The organism is Enterovirga sp. (genome assembly GCF_035325185.1).
Classification (GTDB): Bacteria; Pseudomonadota; Alphaproteobacteria; order Rhizobiales; family Beijerinckiaceae; genus Enterovirga.
Genome location: NZ_DAOLAJ010000074.1, coordinates 1 through 17,622 on the forward strand (window position 1 = coordinate 1; position 17,622 = coordinate 17,622).

15 protein-coding genes are annotated in these 17,622 nt (G+C 69.5%); 9 read left to right on the forward strand and 6 right to left on the reverse strand.

Annotated features, from left to right (window positions below; translation table 11 throughout):
- Positions 1-307 precede the first annotated feature (307 nt).
- The 4 genes from PKD06_RS13865 to PKD06_RS13880 all read left to right on the forward strand — a co-directional run bounded on the left by PKD06_RS13865 (position 308) and on the right by PKD06_RS13880 (position 4,090).
- Entirely contained in the window at positions 308-1,615 is a 1,308-nt protein-coding gene (locus PKD06_RS13865; RefSeq protein WP_324381022.1) for a pyruvate dehydrogenase complex dihydrolipoamide acetyltransferase, read from the forward strand.
- 130 nt (positions 1,616-1,745) lie between these two features.
- Positions 1,746-2,252 carry a hypothetical protein gene (locus PKD06_RS13870; protein WP_324381024.1) on the forward strand — a complete coding sequence of 169 codons (507 nt, stop codon included), beginning with the start codon at positions 1,746-1,748 and terminating at the stop codon, positions 2,250-2,252.
- A gap of 152 nt (positions 2,253-2,404) precedes the next feature.
- Positions 2,405-2,941 carry a single-stranded DNA-binding protein gene (gene ssb / locus PKD06_RS13875; protein ID WP_324381026.1) on the forward strand — a complete coding sequence of 179 codons (537 nt, stop codon included), beginning with the start codon at positions 2,405-2,407 and terminating at the stop codon, positions 2,939-2,941.
- A 36-nt stretch (positions 2,942-2,977) separates the two neighbouring features.
- Positions 2,978-4,090 carry a M20 family metallopeptidase gene (locus PKD06_RS13880; protein WP_324381028.1) on the forward strand — a complete coding sequence of 371 codons (1,113 nt, stop codon included), beginning with the start codon at positions 2,978-2,980 and terminating at the stop codon, positions 4,088-4,090.
- A gap of 12 nt (positions 4,091-4,102) precedes the next feature.
- Here the strand turns inward: PKD06_RS13880 and PKD06_RS13885 are convergent, their stop codons facing one another.
- The 4 genes from PKD06_RS13885 to PKD06_RS13900 all read right to left on the reverse strand — a co-directional run bounded on the left by PKD06_RS13885 (position 4,103) and on the right by PKD06_RS13900 (position 8,010).
- On the reverse strand, positions 4,103-5,521 hold the full coding sequence (locus PKD06_RS13885; protein ID WP_324381030.1) for an amidase: 1,419 nt from the start codon (positions 5,519-5,521) through the stop codon (positions 4,103-4,105).
- A gap of 73 nt (positions 5,522-5,594) precedes the next feature.
- The gene (locus PKD06_RS13890) at positions 5,595-6,530 is read right to left on the reverse strand and encodes a transglycosylase SLT domain-containing protein (RefSeq protein WP_324381032.1); all 936 of its coding nucleotides are present in this window, start codon (positions 6,528-6,530) and stop codon (positions 5,595-5,597) included.
- A 15-nt stretch (positions 6,531-6,545) separates the two neighbouring features.
- Positions 6,546-7,166, reverse strand: coding sequence for an NUDIX hydrolase (locus PKD06_RS13895; RefSeq protein ID WP_324381034.1), 621 nt, complete (start codon positions 7,164-7,166; stop codon positions 6,546-6,548).
- A 13-nt stretch (positions 7,167-7,179) separates the two neighbouring features.
- The gene (locus tag PKD06_RS13900) at positions 7,180-8,010 is read right to left on the reverse strand and encodes a PPK2 family polyphosphate kinase (protein ID WP_324381036.1); all 831 of its coding nucleotides are present in this window, start codon (positions 8,008-8,010) and stop codon (positions 7,180-7,182) included.
- A gap of 153 nt (positions 8,011-8,163) precedes the next feature.
- On the opposite strand from PKD06_RS13900, the gene thrS reads away from it, so the two are divergent.
- The 3 genes from thrS (at position 8,164) to PKD06_RS13915 (ending at position 11,691) form a co-directional block, all read left to right on the forward strand.
- The gene (gene thrS / locus PKD06_RS13905; RefSeq protein ID WP_324381038.1) at positions 8,164-10,158 is read left to right on the forward strand and encodes a threonine--tRNA ligase; all 1,995 of its coding nucleotides are present in this window, start codon (positions 8,164-8,166) and stop codon (positions 10,156-10,158) included.
- Between the two features lie 107 nt (positions 10,159-10,265).
- A complete protein-coding gene (locus PKD06_RS13910) occupies positions 10,266-11,360 on the forward strand; it encodes a branched-chain amino acid aminotransferase (RefSeq protein WP_324381040.1) in 1,095 nt (364 codons plus the stop codon).
- Positions 11,361-11,463: 103 nt separating this feature from the next.
- Positions 11,464-11,691, forward strand: a complete 228-nt coding sequence (locus PKD06_RS13915) for a hypothetical protein (protein WP_324381041.1) — start codon at positions 11,464-11,466, stop codon at positions 11,689-11,691.
- Positions 11,692-11,697: 6 nt separating this feature from the next.
- On the opposite strand, the gene PKD06_RS13920 is transcribed toward PKD06_RS13915, so the two are convergent.
- A complete protein-coding gene (locus tag PKD06_RS13920) occupies positions 11,698-12,867 on the reverse strand; it encodes an MFS transporter (protein ID WP_324381044.1) in 1,170 nt (389 codons plus the stop codon).
- A 263-nt stretch (positions 12,868-13,130) separates the two neighbouring features.
- Positions 13,131-14,189 (reverse strand): TRAP transporter substrate-binding protein, encoded by a 1,059-nt coding sequence (locus PKD06_RS13925; protein WP_324381049.1) that lies wholly within the window; start codon positions 14,187-14,189, stop codon positions 13,131-13,133.
- Positions 14,190-14,592: 403 nt separating this feature from the next.
- On the opposite strand from PKD06_RS13925, the gene glmU reads away from it, so the two are divergent.
- On the forward strand, positions 14,593-15,951 hold the full coding sequence (glmU, locus tag PKD06_RS13930) for a bifunctional UDP-N-acetylglucosamine diphosphorylase/glucosamine-1-phosphate N-acetyltransferase GlmU (protein WP_324381046.1): 1,359 nt from the start codon (positions 14,593-14,595) through the stop codon (positions 15,949-15,951).
- A gap of 164 nt (positions 15,952-16,115) precedes the next feature.
- A partial coding sequence (glmS, locus tag PKD06_RS13935) for a glutamine--fructose-6-phosphate transaminase (isomerizing) (RefSeq protein ID WP_324381047.1) occupies positions 16,116-17,622 on the forward strand: 1,507 nt, incomplete at its 3' end.

A 17,622-nucleotide genomic window follows, 5' to 3' on the forward strand; every position in this document is an offset into this window, starting at 1 on the left:
CATCACCGGCAAGGACGTGCCGATGCCCTATGCGGCCAATCTCGAGAAGCTCGCCTTGCCAAATGTCGGCGAGGTCGTCGCGGCGGCGAAGGCCGTCTGCTACCGGTAGGGGCTTCCGTGAGGCGCCTCTTCTCCGCCCGTGCGGCCTGTCGGCGCGAGGCCGGCTGGCTGCCTGCGCGGGGAGCCTGACATGGGCGACCCCGCACGACATCGCGTCGCCTGTACCGACCTCGATGCCGTGCCGCCCAACGACCTTTTCCCCTTCGATACGCCGCCTTCACAAGAGGCCTGATCAGAGACCGCGCCGATGCCCACGAACATTCTCATGCCCGCCCTCTCGCCCACGATGGAGAAAGGGAACCTCGCCAAGTGGCTGAAGAAGGAGATCGAGACCAACAAGGCGACGATGGAGGTCGAGGCGGTCGACGAGGGAGTGCTCGCCAAGATCACGGTGCCGGAGGGAACCGCCGACGTGCCGGTGAACCAAGTCATCGGCATCATCGCGGGGGAGGGTGAAGACCCCAAGAGCGTCGCGGCCTCGGGCGCGTCCGCCGCTCCCGTGCCGAAGGCCGAGGCTCCGGCCCCCGCATCTGCTCCCGCGGCTCCTGCTCCCAAGCCCAACGGCGTCGGCGCACCGGCGGCGCATGCCGGCGACCGCGTCTTCGCCTCGCCTCTCGCGCGGCGCATCGCCAAGGAGAGCGGCGTCGATCTCGCCTCGATCGCCGGCTCGGGCCCCAAGGGCCGCATCGTGCAGGCTGACGTGAAGGCGGCGGTGGAGGGCGGTGCCGCCAAGCCGGCCGCGACGGCGGCCCCCGCTCCCGCCGCGGCCAAGGCGCCGCCTTCTGCGGCTGCGGGCGCCGCGCTGGCGCAGGGCCCGAGCCTCGCCCAGGTCAAGGCGATGTACGAGGAGGGCAGCTATGAGGAGGTGCCGCTCGACGGGATGCGCAAGACCGTCGCCAAGCGCCTCACCGAATCCAAGCAGACCGTTCCGCATTTCTATCTGTCGCTGGATGTCGAGCTGGATGCGCTGCTGAAGCTGCGGACCCAGCTCAATGCGAGCGCCCCGCAGGACAAGGACGGCAAGCCGCTCTTCAAGCTCTCGGTAAACGATTTCGTCATCAAGGCGCTGGCTCTGGCGCTCCAGGAGGTCCCGGATGCGAATGCCGTCTGGGCCGAGGACCGCGTCCTCAAGTTCCGCCATTCCGATGTCGGGGTCGCGGTGGCGATCGAGGGTGGGCTCTTCACTCCGGTGATCCGCCGGGCCGAGCAGAAGACGCTCTCGGCCATTTCCGGCGAGATGAAGGACCTCGCCGGCCGGGCCCGCAAGCGCCGGCTCAAGCCCGAGGAATATCAGGGCGGCGCGACCGCCGTCTCCAATCTCGGCATGTACGGCATCTCGAACTTCCAGGCCGTCATCAACCCGCCCCATGCGACGATCCTCGCGGTCGGCGCGGGCGAGAAGCGGGTGGTGGTGAAGAACGACGCCCCCGCCGTCGTCCAGGCCATGACGGTCACGCTGTCGCTCGACCACCGCGTCGTCGACGGCGCGCTCGGGGCCGAGGTGCTGTCCGCCTTCAAGCGGCTCATCGAGAATCCGATGTCGATGCTCGTCTGAAGCGGGCGGCCCCGGAACCTCGGTCCGGGGCCGGCTTTACCATGGGATGCAAAAGGCGGCGACCGCTCGCGTGAGGCGACAAGGGCGGGTCGGCCGATCTGGCCGCTGCGGCCGAGGAATTCCGATGCGGATGAAAGTCGTTGCGGTCTGTCTGGTCGCCTTGTGCGCGGCCTCCTGTTCTCCTTCCGGCTCCCCCCCGGCCGGGGGCGCCGTGGGACCCGAGCCTTCTGCTCCGCCGGCGGCGCAGGCCGCGCCCTCGGGCATGACGGTGGAGGAGGCGCGGGCGCTCGCCTCCGGCTATTCGTTCCTGCGGCCGGCTGCGAGCGACAGCTACGAGGTTCTTTATTTCGATCCCGGCGGGAAAGCCTCCCTGCTGCGCGGCGAACTGCTCCAGATCGTCCATGGCCGCTGGTCCGCGGAGATGGCGCCCGTCGGCTCCTCCCCGACGCCGGTCGCCGCGATCTGCCTCACCCTCGGCGCGAACCGCCGCTGCCTCGATCCCACCCTCCTGTCGGCCGCGAATACGGAGCGGCAGAAGGGTGACGTGCTCGGGATCGGAACATGGACCACCGTGCCCGAATCCCTGCCGCGCGAGCGGGCCCCCCTCGCCGAGCTGCGCGACCGCATCCGCAGCTGATCCGGCCACGGGCTTGGCTTGGCGGGCCTCTTGTGGTGTTGTCGGAACAAATATAGAACAAACTAACGCGGTGGACGCCAGCCCGGCCGGGCTTGCCCCCGCGGCCCGATGGCAGGATGGTGCGGGCGAAGAGTGCCCGAGTGGAGTTTCACATGGCCGGAAGCGTCAACAAGGTCATCCTGGTCGGCAATCTCGGCCGCGATCCCGAGACGAGGCGGCTCGGCTCGGGGGATCCCGTGGTCAACCTGCGCATCGCCACCTCGGAGACCTGGAAGGATCGCGGCACCGGCGAGCGCAAGGAGAGGACGGAATGGCATTCCGTCGTCATCTTCAACGAGAACCTGTGCCGGATCGCCGAGCAATATCTGCGCAAGGGCTCGAAGGTCTATGTCGAGGGCCAGCTGCAGACCCGCAAATGGCAGGACCAGTCGGGCCAGGACCGCTATTCCACTGAGATCGTCCTCAGCCGCTTTCGCGGCGACCTGACCCTGCTCGACGGACGGGGCGAGCGGGGAGCGGGGGATTACGGCGACGACATGGAGGGCGGCGGCCAGGTCAGGGGCGGCGGCGATTTCGGCCGCTCCGGCCCCATGGAGCGCAGGCCGGCTCCGGCCGGCAGCGGAGGCGGGAGCGGCGGGGGCGGGCGCGGCGGCTATTCCAAGGATCTGGACGACGACATTCCGTTCTAGAGCACGATCCGAACCAGCCAGCTCCGGGGCCAGCCCATGACCGAAGAGGAACTCGTCGCCGGATTGTCGGCCTGGGTGGAGGTGGAATCGCCGACCCACGACGCGGCGCGCGTCAACGCGATGATGGATCTCGTTGCGCGGGAGGCCGAGGGGGCGGGCGTCGCGACCGAGCGCATCGCGGGGCGCGACGGGCTCGGGGACAATCTCGTGCTGCGGGCGGGGCCGGCGCGCGAGGATGGGGCGGTTCTGGTCCTGTCCCATCTCGATACGGTCCATCCGGCCGGCACGATCGAGCGCGATCTCGTGCTGCGGCGCGAGGGGGATCGCCTCTACGGTCCGGGCATCTACGACATGAAGGGGGGCGCCTATCTGGCGTTCCGGGCTTTCCTCGATGCGGCGCGGAGCGGAGCGGGGACGCGGCCTCTGGCCTTCCTCTTCACGCCGGACGAGGAGATCGGCTCGCCCACGAGCCGCGACCTGATCGAGGCCCATGGCCGGCGGGCCGGGGCGGTGCTCGTGACGGAGCCGGCCCGCGAGGGCGGGCGCTGCGTCACGGCCCGCAAGGGGGTCGGCCGGTTCGATGTCGAGATCGAGGGGCGGGCCTCGCATTCGGGGACGCGCCACGAGGACGGACGCAGCGCCATCCGCGAGGCGGCCCATCAGATCCTCGCCATCGAGGGCATGACCGATTACGCGCGCGGCGTCACGACGAGCGTCGGCATGATCTCGGGCGGCACAGCCGCCAATGTCGTGCCCCAACATTGCCGCTTCTCGGTCGATCTGCGGGTGGTCACCTCGGAAGACGGGGAGGACTACGTGGCCCGCATCCTCGGGCTCCGACCCGTCGATAGGGATGTCGCCGTCCGCGTCACGGGCGGCATGAACCGGCCGCCCTACGAGCGGAGCGAGGCCATCGCCGCACTTTTCGGGAAGGCGCGGTCGCTCGCCGCCGAACTCGGCCTCGATCTCGGCGAGGCGCCCCGGACGGGCGGCGGCTCGGACGGCAATTTCACCGCCGCTCTCGGCACGCCGACCCTGGACGGACTCGGGGTCGAGGGGGACGGCGCGCATACGCTGCACGAGCATGCTCTCGTCTCCTGCCTCCTGCCGCGCCTCGCGCTGATGGAGCGGCTGCTCACGCGGCTGTGAGGCGGAGGTCTCTCAGCCGTCCTGGTGCGTCACGCGCGGCGCCCCGAGGCGCGGCCAGGGGCGGGCTTTCTCGAAGGCCCGCGCGGCCTTGAGGACGAGATCGTCGCGTCCCATCGGCCCGACGATCTGGAGACCGACCGGCAGGCCGCCCGCCGTGAGCCCGCAGGGAACGGTCGCCGCCGGCTGGAGGGTCAGGTTGAAGGGATAGCTGTAGGGCGTCCAGTTCAGCCAGTCCTGGCCGTAGCTGCCGTCCGGCGGTGTGTTGTGCCCGGCCTCGAAGGCCGGGACGGCGACGGCGGGCGTGAGGAGGAGATCGTAGCTCTCGTGGAAGCCGGCCATGGCGAGCGCGTTCGCGGCGCGCGCATTCGCGGCGCGCACGAAATCGGCGCCCGAGAGCGTCCGCCCCGCCTGCGCCTCGTCGAGAAAGCCCGGGTCCAGCTCGCCCCAATGCTCTTCGGCAATGCCGTCGAGCACCAGCGCGGCTCCCGTGCGCCACAGGACGCGCAGGATCTCGACCGGATCGGAGATGTGGGGATCGTCCTCGGCGAGGTCGGCGCCGAGGCTGGAGAAGACCCGGGCCGCCTCGGTCGTCAGCGCCTCGACCTCGGGATGCAGGTCGGTGACGTAGCCGAGGCGCGGGCTCCAGGCGACGCGCAGGCCGCGGATGCCGTCCTCGAGGCCGGCCATGTAGTCGGGGGCCGGAATCCAGAGCGCGTCGATGTCGCGGGGATCGGGCCGCGCGACGATGCCGAGCATCGCGGCCGCATCGGCGACGCCATGCGTCATCGGGCCCAGATGCGAGACGATCCCGAAGGGGGAGGGCGGATAGGCGGGAACGCGGCTGAAGGAAGGCTTGATGCCGAAGATGCCGCAGAAGGAGCAGGGAATGCGGATCGATCCCGCCCCGTCGGTGCCGATATGCAGCGGGCCGATGCCGAGCGCGGCGGCGGCGGCGGCTCCGGCCGAGGAGCCGCCCGTCGTCATGCGGGTATCCCAGGGGTTTCGCGTGAAGCCCGTCAGCGGGCTGTCGCCGAGGCCCTTCCAGCCGAATTCCGGCAGCGTCGTCTTGGCGAAGGGAACCGCTCCCGCCTCGATCAGGCGATCGACGGAGGGGGCGTTCTCGGCGGCCGGAGCGTCGGGGGACGTGCGCGAGCCGCGCCGGGCGGGTCGACCGGTCCAAAGGATATTGTCCTTGACGGTGAAAGGGGCTCCGTCGAGCCCGCTCGCGGGCTTGCCCGCCGCCCAACGCGCCTCGGAAGCGCGGGCGGCGGCGAGAGCCGCCTCCTGATCGATCAGCGTGAAGGCATTGACGATGGGATTGGCGCGCTCGGCCGCCGCGAGCACCGCGGCCATCACCTCGACGGGCGAGAAGCGCCTGGCGCGGTAGCCGGCGGCGAGTGCCGCCAGATCGAGAGAAAGAAGCTCGGACATGGATGCCTCGGACGCGGGCATCCTTCATGGCATGGTCTTCGGCCGGGCGGTATCCCGTCCGGCCGGGCGCCGGTCACCGGGCCGAGGCCTGCTGCGTGAAGAGCGAGAGGAAGGACGGCGTTTGCGGGGCGGCGGCGGTCGTGTCCGGCTCCGCCGCGCGGTGGCCGCGCCGGCCCCGGATCGCGCTGGCGAGGCCCATGCGCTTGGCTTCGTAATAATAGCCGCGGGCGTAATGCGAGACGGCCCGGTCGTAATTGCCGCCCGAGACGCGCCAGGCGCCGGCGAGGTACTTGATGCCGTAGGTCAGGTTGGTCTCGGCGTCGAGGAGGCCGCCCGGCCCGCCCGGATAGCCGACCCCGCGCGCGGTTGCGGTCTTGATCTGCATGAGGCCGAGCGCGCCTCCGCGGCCGACGGCCCGCGGATTGTACCTGCTCTCCCGCACGATGATCCGGTGGACGAGCGCCTCGGGCACGTTGTTGAGCCGGGCGTGATAGGCGACGAGGGCGTTGATCCGCGCCCGGCTGCCCGAGGAGATCGAGGAATCCCCCCGCGGGACTTCCCGGACGCCGAAAAGCCCCTGGAACGGGTTGCTTTCAGGCGCCGGCTGCTCCTCCGGGGCCGTCGGCGCGGAAGCGAGCGGGCTGGGTGCGGCCTGCGGCGGCAGGACGAGGGCGGAGAGGCCGGCGGGCCGGCGCGGCGGCAGGATGTCCATATAGGCGGCGAAACGCGGCGAGGCCGACTCGGAAGGAGTCTGGCCGGTCTTCGCCGTGGAGGGGCCGGGCTTCGCCGGCTGGGCCTCGGCGGGCGTGGCCGGCCTGAGCGGCTGGAAGGAACCGGGCGCCGCGATCGGCATCGAGGAGGGAGACAGGTCCAGCCCCATCGTCACCGGCGCGACGGCGGCGGGAGCGGGCGCCTCCGCGAAGAGCGAGCGCGACTCCTGGGCGGCGGCCGGCACGGTGCCGGCGAGCGTCACGGCGGCCACCCCGGCCAGCCAGATTCGAATGTCCATCGAGCCCCACATCGTCTATTTGATGGCGTTGTTCTGCGACAAATGGGGCCATTCGGAGGCACCTTCCGCCGCAGGGCCGAACAGGCCGGGACGCCTGAGGCGCAGGGTTTGCAGCAGGACCAGGGTCTTGGCATCGGCCAGCTCGCCGCGATCGGCGAGGGCGGCCAACTCGGCCAGCGACATCTCCGCGATCGTCACATCCTCCTCCTCGGACGCGAGCCCGCCCCCCTCGCCGGTGCGGTCCTCGGCGCCGTAGGCCGCGAGGAACAGGTGGATCCGCTCGGTCGAGAGGCCCGGCATGGTCATCATAGTCACGACCGGCTCGAGGTCCCGCAGGGTCAGGCCCAACTCCTCGGCGGCCTCCCGGCGGATGCAGGCTTCCGGCTCCTCGTCGCCGTCGATCAGTCCTGCCGCGACCTCCAGCGTCTCGGTGATCCCGGCCGCGAGCAGCATCGGCACGCGGAGTTGGCGCGCCAGGAGGGCGGTCCGCCGTCGCGGATCGTAGGCGAGCACCGCCGCCGCATCGCCGTGGCTCTCGACCTCGCGCCGGATCTGCCTCCCGTCCGGCTTCGTCACGACGGCGAGGAGATATTGCCCCCAGCCCTCGTAGAGCGCCTCGACCTTCGTGATCTTCATCCTGCGGTCTTCTCTAGCGAATCGTGAAGGAGGCGGGGTCCCATTCCGGCTTCGGATATTGCGGGTCCATGTCCTCCAGCGTCGCACGCACGATGGCCGCGATTGTGGCGTTGCGCGCCCATTTCTTGTTGGACGGGATGATGTACCAGGGAGCGATCTTGGTCGAGCAGCGGCTCAGCATCGTCTCGTAGGCGTTCATGTAGTCGTCCCAGAGCTTGCGCTCCTCGATGTCCGACGGGTCGAACTTCCAGTGCTTGTGCGAGAGGTCGAGCCGCTCCTGGAGACGGTCGCGCTGCACGTCCTTGGAGATGTGGAGCATGAATTTCACGATCCGCGTCGAGGAGGAGATCATGTCCTCGAAGGCGTTGATCTGGTTGTAGCGGTGCTCGATGATGTCGGGCGGCGCCAGCATCCTGACCCGGCCGATCAGCACGTCCTCGTATTGGGAGCGGTTGAAGATGCCGATCGTGCCCCGCTGCGGGCAGGCCCGGTGGGCGCGCCAGAGGAAGTCGTGGGCGAGTTCCTCGGCGCTGGGCGCCTTGAAGGAGGTCACCGAGATGCCGAGCGGTCCCGTCCGGCCGAAGACGGCGCGGACGGCGCCGTCCTTGCCGCTCGTATCCATGCCCTGGAGGATGACGAGGAGGGCGCGCTTGCCCTCGGCATAAAGCCGGTCCTGGAGAAGGTCGATGGCCTCGGCGTCGCGCAGGAGCTGGGCCTGCGCCTCCTGCTTGCCTCCCAGATGGCGGGTGTCGGAGGGATCGAAGGCGGCGAGATCGACCTTCGAGCGCGGCTTGATCAGAAGGCGACGGTGCATCTGGCGAATGCGGCCGAGGGGGGAATGCACCGGGGTCGTTTCCTTCCGGCCGCGCTTGGCGACCGCGTGCATCAGGGCGGAGAGCGGCGCGCCCGTCAACCCGGCGGCGCAAGGGGCCTGCTTGTCCTGGCGTCCGGTTTGCGCGAGAGAACGCGGCTTCCGCGCTTGATCCGACCTGTTCACATGATTCACGTCACATTTCCCGATGGCGCTCGCCGCGAGTTCCCAGACGGCGCGACGGGCGCCGATATCGCGGGCGCGATCTCGAAGTCGCTGCTCAAGAAGGCCATGGCCGCGAGGATCGACGGCCGCCTCGCCGACCTCTCCGAGCCGGTGGCGGACGGGGCGCGGATCGAGATCGTCACGCGCGACGCGCCCGACGCGCTCGAGCTGATCCGCCACGACGCGGCGCATGTCATGGCCGAGGCGGTGCAGGACCTCTATCCCGGCACGCAGGTCACGATCGGGCCCGTGATCGAGAACGGCTTTTATTACGACTTCGCCCGCGAGGAGCCCTTCCGCCCCGAGGATCTCGAACGCATCGAGAAGAGGATGCGCGAGATCATCGCGCGCAACGCGCCCTTCACGGTCGAGACCTGGGACCGCGAGAGGGCGAAGGCCCATTTCGCGCAAGCGGGCGAGCGCTACAAGGTCGAGCTGATCGACGCGATCCCGGAGGGCCAGCCGCTCAAGATCTACCGGCAGGGCGATTGGCTCGACCTCTGCCGCGGGCCGCACGGCGCCTCGACCGGCCAGATCGGCCAGGGCTTCAAGCTCATGAAGCTCGCCGGCGCCTATTGGCGCGGGGATTCCAACAACCCGATGCTCCAGCGCATCTACGGCACCGCCTGGACGAGCGAGAAGGATCTCGCCGACTATCTCCACCGGCTGGAGGAGGCAGAGCGGCGCGACCATCGCAAGCTCGGGCGGGAAATGGACCTCTTCCACTTCCAGGAGGAGGGGCCGGGCGTCGTGTTCTGGCATCCGAAGGGCTGGACCCTGTTCCAGACGCTCATCGCCTATATGCGCCGCCGCCTCGGCGCGCTGGGCTACGAGGAGGTGAACGCGCCGCAGCTCCTCTCCACCTCGCTCTGGGAGACCTCGGGCCATTGGGGCTGGTACAAGGAGAACATGTTCGGGGCGCAGTCGGCCGGCGAACTGGCCGAGGACAAGCGCGTCTTCGCGCTCAAGCCCATGAACTGTCCCGGCCACGTGCAGATCTTCATGCACAGCCTGAAGAGCTATCGCGACCTTCCCCTGCGGCTGGCCGAGTTCGGGGCGGTGCACCGCTACGAGCCCTCGGGCGCGATGCACGGGCTGATGCGCGTGCGCGGCTTCACGCAGGACGATGCGCATATCTTCTGCACCGAGGACCAGCTCGCCGAGGAATGCCTGAAGATCAACGACCTGATCCTCTCGACCTACGGCCATTTCGGCTTCGGCGAGATCGTCGTGAAGCTCTCGACCCGTCCCGAGAAGCGCGTCGGCTCCGACGTGCTGTGGGACCATGCCGAATCGGTGATGGAGGAGGTGCTCTCGACCATCCGCCAGAATTCCTGCGGGCGGGTGCGCACGGAGATCAATCCGGGCGAGGGCGCCTTCTACGGGCCGAAATTCGAATATGTCCTGCGCGACGCCATCGGCCGCGACTGGCAATGCGGCACGACGCAGGTCGATTTCAACCTGCCCGAGCGCTTCGGGGCGACCTTCGTCGACCGGGACGGCGCGAAGAAGCCGCCGGTCATGGTCCACCGCGCCATCTGCGGCTCGATGGAGCGCTTCATCGGCATCCTGATCGAGCATTTCGCCGGCCATTTCCCGCTCTGGCTGGCGCCGCTCCAGGCCGTCGTCGCGACCATCACCTCGGATGCGGACGAGTATGCGCTCGAAGTCGCGGCCGCGGCCCGCAAGGCGGGCCTGCGCGTCGAGACGGATCTGCGCAACGAGAAGATCAACCTCAAGGTCCGCGAGCATTCGCTGGCCAAGGTGCCGGTGCTGCTGGTGGCCGGCAAGAAGGAGGCGGCCGAGCGCACGCTCTCCATCCGCCGCCTCGGCTCCAGCGCGCAGACCTCCGGGAGGGATAGGAAGGGCTATCGCATCTGGTGGCTTCCGCCGCGTCAACCCTCCCCGCCGCAAGCGGGGGGAGGGTTGGTGCGGCGAAACCGCCAAATGCGATAGCGCAGGAGGGGGAGGGCTGTGGCCTCTGGAATTTCGCTCCGGCGCGGGTAGAAGGTCGCAACGCAATCGAGCCGCGACGTATCGGACGCCGCCAAAAGGAGGCGCGCATGGACCAGCCGAGCCAGGAATTCACCGTCGAGACACATCCGGGCCGGGTGCCCCCCGAAAAGCGCGCCGCGCTGCTCGAGAATCCCGGCTTCGGCAAAGTCTTCACAGACCACATGGCCGTGATCCGCTACAGCCAGGACAGGGGCTGGCACGATGCGCGCGTCACGGCGCGCGGCCCCCTCTCGCTCGACCCCGCCGCCGCGGTGCTTCATTACGCGCAGGAGATCTTCGAGGGCCTCAAGGCCTATCGCGCGGCGGACGGGGGCGCGGTGCTGTTCCGGCCGGACGCCAATGCGCGGCGGTTCCGGCAATCGGCCGAGCGGCTGGCGATGGCGCCGCTCCCCGAGGCGCTGTTCATCGAGGCGGTGCGCCAGGTCGCGACGATCGACCGGGCCTGGATTCCCAATTCGCCGGACGGCAGCCTCTATATGCGCCCCTTCATGTTCGCGAGCGAGGTATTCCTCGGCGTCAAGCCGTCTTCCGAATATCTCTTCCTCGTAATCGCCTCGCCGGTCGGCGCCTATTTCAAGGGCGGGGCTAGCGCGGTCTCGATCTGGGTCTCTGAGGAATATGTCCGGGCGGCGCCGGGCGGCACCGGGGCGGCCAAGTTCGGCGGCAACTACGCCGCGAGCCTGCGCGCGCAGCAGGAGGCGATCGAGCGCGGCTGCGACCAGGTCGTGTTCCTGGATGCGGTCGAGAAGCGCTGGGTGGACGAGCTCGGCGGCATGAACGTCTTCTTCGTCTTCGAGGACGGCTCGCTCCTCACCCCGCCCCTCGGCGGCAGCATCCTGCCGGGCGTCACCCGAGATTCCCTGATCACGCTGGCGCGCGATGCCGGCATGAACGTGCGGGAAGAGAACTACGCCATCGACCAATGGGCCGCCGATGCCGCTTCGGGCCGGCTGAAGGAATGCTTCGCCTGCGGCACCGCCGCGGTGATCACGCCGATCGGCACGGTCAAGCGGCGCTCGGGCGAGTTCCAGATCTCGGGCGGTGCGGCCGGGCCGGTCGCGGAGTCGCTGCGCCGGAGGCTGGTCGATATCCAGCGCGCCAAGGCCCCCGATCCGCACGGCTGGGTCCAGCGGCTGTTCTGAGCCTCCTCAGGAGGCGGCCGGAGCGGGCCGCCTTCGCCCGGCGTGAAGGCAGCCATGACGAATCCCGCATTGCGGCAGCCTGCGGGAAGGCGATCATGGCCGCATGAAAACCACACCGCCCATCAAGGGGCTCGATTTCATCCTGCCCGTCGTTGCGATCCGGCTGGCGGCCATCACCCTGGCGGGCTGGGTCATCGTCGCGATCCACATGGAGAGGGATCACGGAGCCGGCCTTCATCCACCCCCTCCTGCCGTCGACGTGCAATCTCAGGCGAAAGGAGCCCCCCGTCTCACCGAGGAGCGGTTGCGGGACATGCTCTTGCACGACTGACCCCGATCAGCGCCTGAAGGCCAGCCAGAGCCAGACCGAACTCCCCAGGACGAGCACGGCGACAGCAGTGGAGATGTAGAGCGCGGAGGCCGCGCCGTGGCGTTCGATGAGGAAGGCGAGGAGCGCGGGCGCGAGGGCTGAGACGAGGAAGCTCGGCCCGATCAGGCGTCCGACCACCTGCCCGTAGGAGGCGGGGTCGAAGAGCACGAGCGGCTGCGTGCCGCGGATGATCGTCACGAGGCCGTTTCCCGCCCCGTAGAGGAGGGCGAAGACGACGCCCGCCCAGGCCGAGACCCCGCTCCAGAGCCCGATCACGAAGCCGACCGGGACGATCGCGGTCGCAAGGAGGCCGAGCGCGATCGGATCGAGCCGGCGCCCGAACAGGATCTCGGCCCCGCGCGAGGCCGATTGCCCGATCCCGCGCAGGGTGCCGATGCCGACCGCGACGCCGGCGGCGAGGCCGAGCGAGGTCAGGATCGCGATCATATGCGCCGACATCGCCGAGTTGAGGGCCGAGGTCAGTGTCACCATGGCGGAATAGAGGAAGCCGGCAAGGACGATCCGCCTCGGCGTGTCGGCCCGCGGAGCGGCGATGCTTCCCCGCCGCCCGCGGCCATGCGCGTAGCGCCCGCGCGGAATCATGAGGTGCAAGGGGACGGTGGCAAGGGCGAGGCCCGCATAGGCGACGAGCGCCCAGCGCCAGCCGCAATGCTCGATCAGAATCTGCCCGACCGGCCACAAGACGGTCGAGGCGAGGCCACCGAGGAGTGTGATCTGCGAGATGGGACGGCGCGCCTCGGGGCCGCCGATGCGCGCGAGCGAGGCGAAGGCGGCGTCGTAGAGCGACATCCGCATCGCGACGCCGAGCACGAGCCAGCCGAGGTAATAGACGGAGAGATGGCTCGAGGCGGCGATGAGCAGGCAGCCGGCCGCCGCGAGGAGCGAGCCGAGCGTCATCACCCGCCGCCCGCCATCGACATCGATCATCCGCCCGATGCGCGAGGAGAGAAGACCCATCGCGACCAGGGCCGCGGAGAAGCCCCCGTAGACGGCCGTCCTCGACCAACCCGTCTCGCGCGCGATCGGCTCTCCGAAGACCGCGATCATGTAGTAGGAGATGCCCCACAGGGTAAGCTGGGAGACGCCGAGCGCCCAGACGAGCCGGCGGGTGATCATGGCGCGGGTGGGGAGCCGCCCGGACCGACGGCCGCCATGTCGGCCTCCTCGCAGGCGTGCAACCGCATGGCGGCAATCTCCCTCCCGGGACGTTGGGACCGTCCGCTCCGAGACCGGCTTCTGGCACGGGCGGGCTGCGCGGATAAGAGACTTTTCGGACATGCCGGCCCGGTTGGTCGGGCATGTCCGGAAATGGCCGGTCGCCGAACGAAAAAGGCCGGCCCGATCGGACCGGCCTTCACGGGCGCCGCCCTCGAAGCCGGCTACAGGCCGCGGGCGCGGGCGCGGATCATGAAGTTGTCATAGGTGTATTCGGCGACCTGGAACCACAGATAGCCCTCGTTGCGGAACGCCTTCATATTGTCCCAGACCTTCTTGAACTCCGCGTTCTTGGCCGAGGTCTCCTCGTAGAACTCGTTGGCGGCCTTGAGGCAGGCTTCCATGATCTCCTGGCTGAAGGGCTTGAGCTGGGCGCCGCCGCCCACGAGCCGCCGCAGCGCGCCCGGATTGCGGGCGTCGTATTTCGCGGTCATGTCGATATTGGCATAGGCCGCCGCCGCCTCGATCACCGCCCGGTAGCTCTTGGGCAGAGAGGCGAGCTTCTCCTTGTTGAAGAAGAACTTGATCATCGCCCCGCCTTCCCACCAGCCGGGATAGTAGTAATAGGGCGCGACCTTGTAGAAGCCGAGCTTCTCGTCGTCATAGGGCCCGACCCATTCCGCCGCGTCGATCGTGCCGCGCTCGAGCGCCGGATAGATGTCGCCGCCGGGGATCTGCTGCGGCACGACGCCGAGCTTCTGCATCACGTTGCCGGCGATGCCCGCGATCCTCATCTTGAGGCCGCTCAGGTCCTGGACGGTCTTGATCTCCTTGCGGAACCAGCCGCCCATCTGCGTGCCGGTATTGCCGCCCGGAAGGGCGTAGAGGCCGGCCTTGCCGTAGAACTCGTTGGCGATGTCGATGCCGCCGTTCTGGTAGAACCAGGAATTCTGCATGCGGGTATTCAGCCCGAACGGGGCGGCCGTCAGGATGCCGTAGGTCGGATCCTTGCCGACATAGTAATAGGAGGCCGTATGCGCCATCTCGACGGTGTTGTTGGCGACCGCGTCGAGCGCCTGCGGCGTGCCGACGATCTCGCCGGCCGCGAAGGTCTGGATCTGGAAGCGGCCGTCCGTCGCCTCGGAGACGGATTTCGCGAACATTTCGGCGGCGCCGTAGAGCGTGTCGAGGGATTTCGGGAAGCCCGAGGTCAGGCGCCACCTGATCTCCGGGGAGTCGGAGACCACTGCCGGTGCCGCGGGCGTGGCGGGCGCCGCGGGCATGGCAGGCGCCGCGGGCATGGCAGGTGCTGCGGGGGTCGCGGGTGCCGCCGGCGCGGAGAGGGGACCCTGCTGGGCGAGCGCCGGCGTGGCGGCGAGGCCGGCGGCCCCGGCGGCGATGAAGTCTCTGCGTTTCATGAGTCCTCCGAAAGAGCGGGCGATTCCGCGGCGGAATTTGGGCGGGTCGTCCCGCGGAGCGGCGAGACGCCATTTGTCGGCACGGGCGCCCGGATTTGGGGCGCCTGGAAGCAGTCTCATAGCGGGGGGGCGAGGGCTCTCCAACCCCGTCTTAAGCCATAGGGGCGGGCATCGGTGCGAAGCCGAGGGCGAGGCTCGGCGTTTGCCAGATGAAACCATCCTGCGCTAGGTGCCGGGGGAGCCGAGATCGGCCTGCCGAGACGAGACGATGCCAGCGGAGCCTTCGAGACCCGGTGCGGAACACAGGACGTGCCTTGCGATCATCCTCGCGGCAGGCGAGGGCACGCGGATGCGCTCGGCCCTCCCGAAGGTGCTCCACGAGATCGCCGGCCGCTCGATGCTCGCCCATGTCCTCGATGCCGTCGGCGGCGCGGGAGCCTCCCGGATCGAGGTCGTCGTCGGCCCCGGACGCGAGGACGTGGTAAGGGAGGCCCGGGCCTTCTCGCCCGGAGCGGGAACGGTCGAGCAGCGCGAGAGGCTCGGTACGGCCCATGCGGTCCTCCAGGCCCGGCAGGCTCTCCTGGAAGGCTGCGACGACGTCGTCATCGCCTATGCCGACACCCCGCTCGTGACGCGCGATACCTTCGCGAAGCTGCGCCGCCCGCTGGCGGAGGGTGCCGCCGTGGCGGTGCTCGGCTTCGAGGCGGCCGATCCGGCCGGCTACGGGCGGCTTCTCGTCGAGGACGGGCGGCTCCTCGCCATTCGCGAGCAGCGCGACGCCTCCGGGGAGGAGCTTCGGGTCACGCTCTGCAATGCCGGCCTGATGGCGCTGCGGGGGGATGTCGCGCTGTCGCTTCTGGAGAGGATCGGCAATGCCAATGCCAAGGGCGAATATTACCTGACCGACGCGGTCGAGGTGGCGGTTGCGGCGGGCGAGAGGGCGGTCGTCGTCACGGCCCCGGAAGAGGAGGTCGCCGGCGTCAACGACCGGGCGCAGCTCGCGGAGGCCGAGCGGCTGGCGCAAGGGCGGCTGCGGCTCGCCGCGATGGCGGCGGGCGTGACGCTGGTCGATCCCGGCAGCATCCGTCTCTGCGCCGATACGCGGCTCGGCCGCGATGTCGTGATCGAGCCGCACGTCGTGTTCGGGCCCGGCGTGAGCGTCGCCGACAACGCCGTCATCCGCGCCTTCTCCCATCTGGAGGGTGCCGAGATCGGCGAGGGCGCGGTGGTCGGGCCCTTCGCGCGGCTGCGTCCGGGCACGCGGCTCGGCGCCAGGGCGCATATCGGCAATTTCGTCGAGGTGAAGAACTCGGTTCTCGGCGAGGAGGTGAAGGCGAACCATCTCGCCTATCTCGGCGATGCCGAGATCGGTGCGCGGACCAATGTCGGCGCGGGCACGATCACCTGCAATTACGACGGCCTGCGCAAGCACAGGACGGTCCTGGGGGAGGACGTGTTCGTCGGCACCAATTCCTCGCTGGTCGCGCCCCTGCGGATCGGGGACCGCGCCTATATCGGCTCGGGCTCGGTCATCACCGACGACGTCCCGGCCGAGGCGCTCGCCGTCGGGCGCGGGCGCCAGACGGTCAAGGAAGGATGGGCGCGCGGCAAGACGAAGGCGAGTTGAGATGCCCTCCCGAGATCGGCGGCGCGAGCCTGGCTCCAATTGACGCAGGTTCCCCTGGCAGGCTTCTCGCATGTAATGATTTTACATCTACCGTGATTGGTCCTGTCCGGGGGGCGTGGGCTAGGAACGCCGAAATTTCGATTTGCGAAGGCGGAGGTCAGCTTATGTGCGGCATTGTCGGGATACTCGGCCGGCAGCCGGTTGCGATGCAGGTCGTCGATGCGCTGAGGCGCCTCGAATACCGGGGCTACGACTCGGCGGGCATCGCGACGCTCGAGCACGGGCACCTCACGCGCCGGCGCGCCGAGGGCAAATTGCGCAACCTGGAGCTGAAGCTGTCCCAGGCGCCCCTCACGGGCGCCATCGGCATCGGCCATACCCGGTGGGCCACCCACGGCCGCCCCACCGAGACCAACGCCCATCCTCACGCGACCGACAAGCTGGCCGTCGTCCATAACGGCATCATCGAGAATTTCCGCGAGCTGAAAGAAGAGCTTCAGGCCAAGGGCGTGGTCTTCAGGACCGAGACGGATACCGAGGTCGTCGCCCAGCTGGTCACGGACGAGATCGGGCAGGGCAAGTCGCCCCTGGAGGCCGTGGCCGCGACCCTGCCCAGGCTGCGCGGCGCCTTCGCGCTCGCCTTCCTGTTCGAGGGCGAGGAGGACCAGCTCGTCGGCGCCCGCCAGGGCGCGCCGCTCGCCATCGGCTGGGGCGAGGGAGAGATGTATCTGGGCTCGGACGCCCTCGCCCTCGCCCCGTTCACCGACCAGGTCTCCTATCTCGAGGACGGCGACTGGGTGGTGCTGAGCCGCGAGGGCGCGGTGATCCGCGACAAGCACGGCCATCCCGTCGAGCGTCTCCGCCAGACGATCCCGCCCGGGTCCTTCGTCGCCTCGAAGGGCAATTACCGCCACTTCATGGCCAAGGAGATCTACGAGCAGCCGGAGGTCGTCGGCCGGACCATCGCCCATTACATCGATTTCGCCTCGGGCCGGGTGGCACTGCCGGACCTGCCTTTCGATTTCAAGGCGTTGCGCCGGCTGTCCATCACGGCCTGCGGCACGGCCTATTATGCGGGCCTCGTCGCGAAATACTGGTTCGAGAGGCTGGCGCGGCTGCCGGTCGAGATCGATGTCGCCTCCGAGTTCCGCTACCGCGAGGCGCCGCTCGATCCGGGCGAGCTTGCCATCGTCGTCTCCCAGTCGGGCGAGACGGCCGACACGCTCGCCTCGCTGCGCTATGCGAAGGAGGGGGGGCAGCACATCCTCTCCGTGGTGAACGTGCCGACCTCGACCATCGCGCGCGACAGCGACGTCGTCGCGCCGACCCTGGCGGGGCCGGAAATCGGCGTCGCCTCGACCAAGGCGTTCACCTGCCAGCTCGCGGTCCTGCTCTCGCTCGCCATCTCCGCCGGCCGGGCGCGGGGCCATCTCTCCGAGGAGGAGGAGCGGCGCGCCGTCGACGCGCTCATCGCCGTGCCGGGGCTGATGACCGAGGCCCTGCATGCCGAGCCCGCCGTCGAGGGCCTCGCCCGGGAGGTCGCAAAGGCCAAGGACGTGCTCTATCTCGGCCGCGGAACCTCCTATCCCCTGGCCCTGGAAGGCGCGCTCAAGCTCAAGGAGATCTCCTACATCCACGCCGAGGGCTATGCCGCGGGCGAGCTGAAGCACG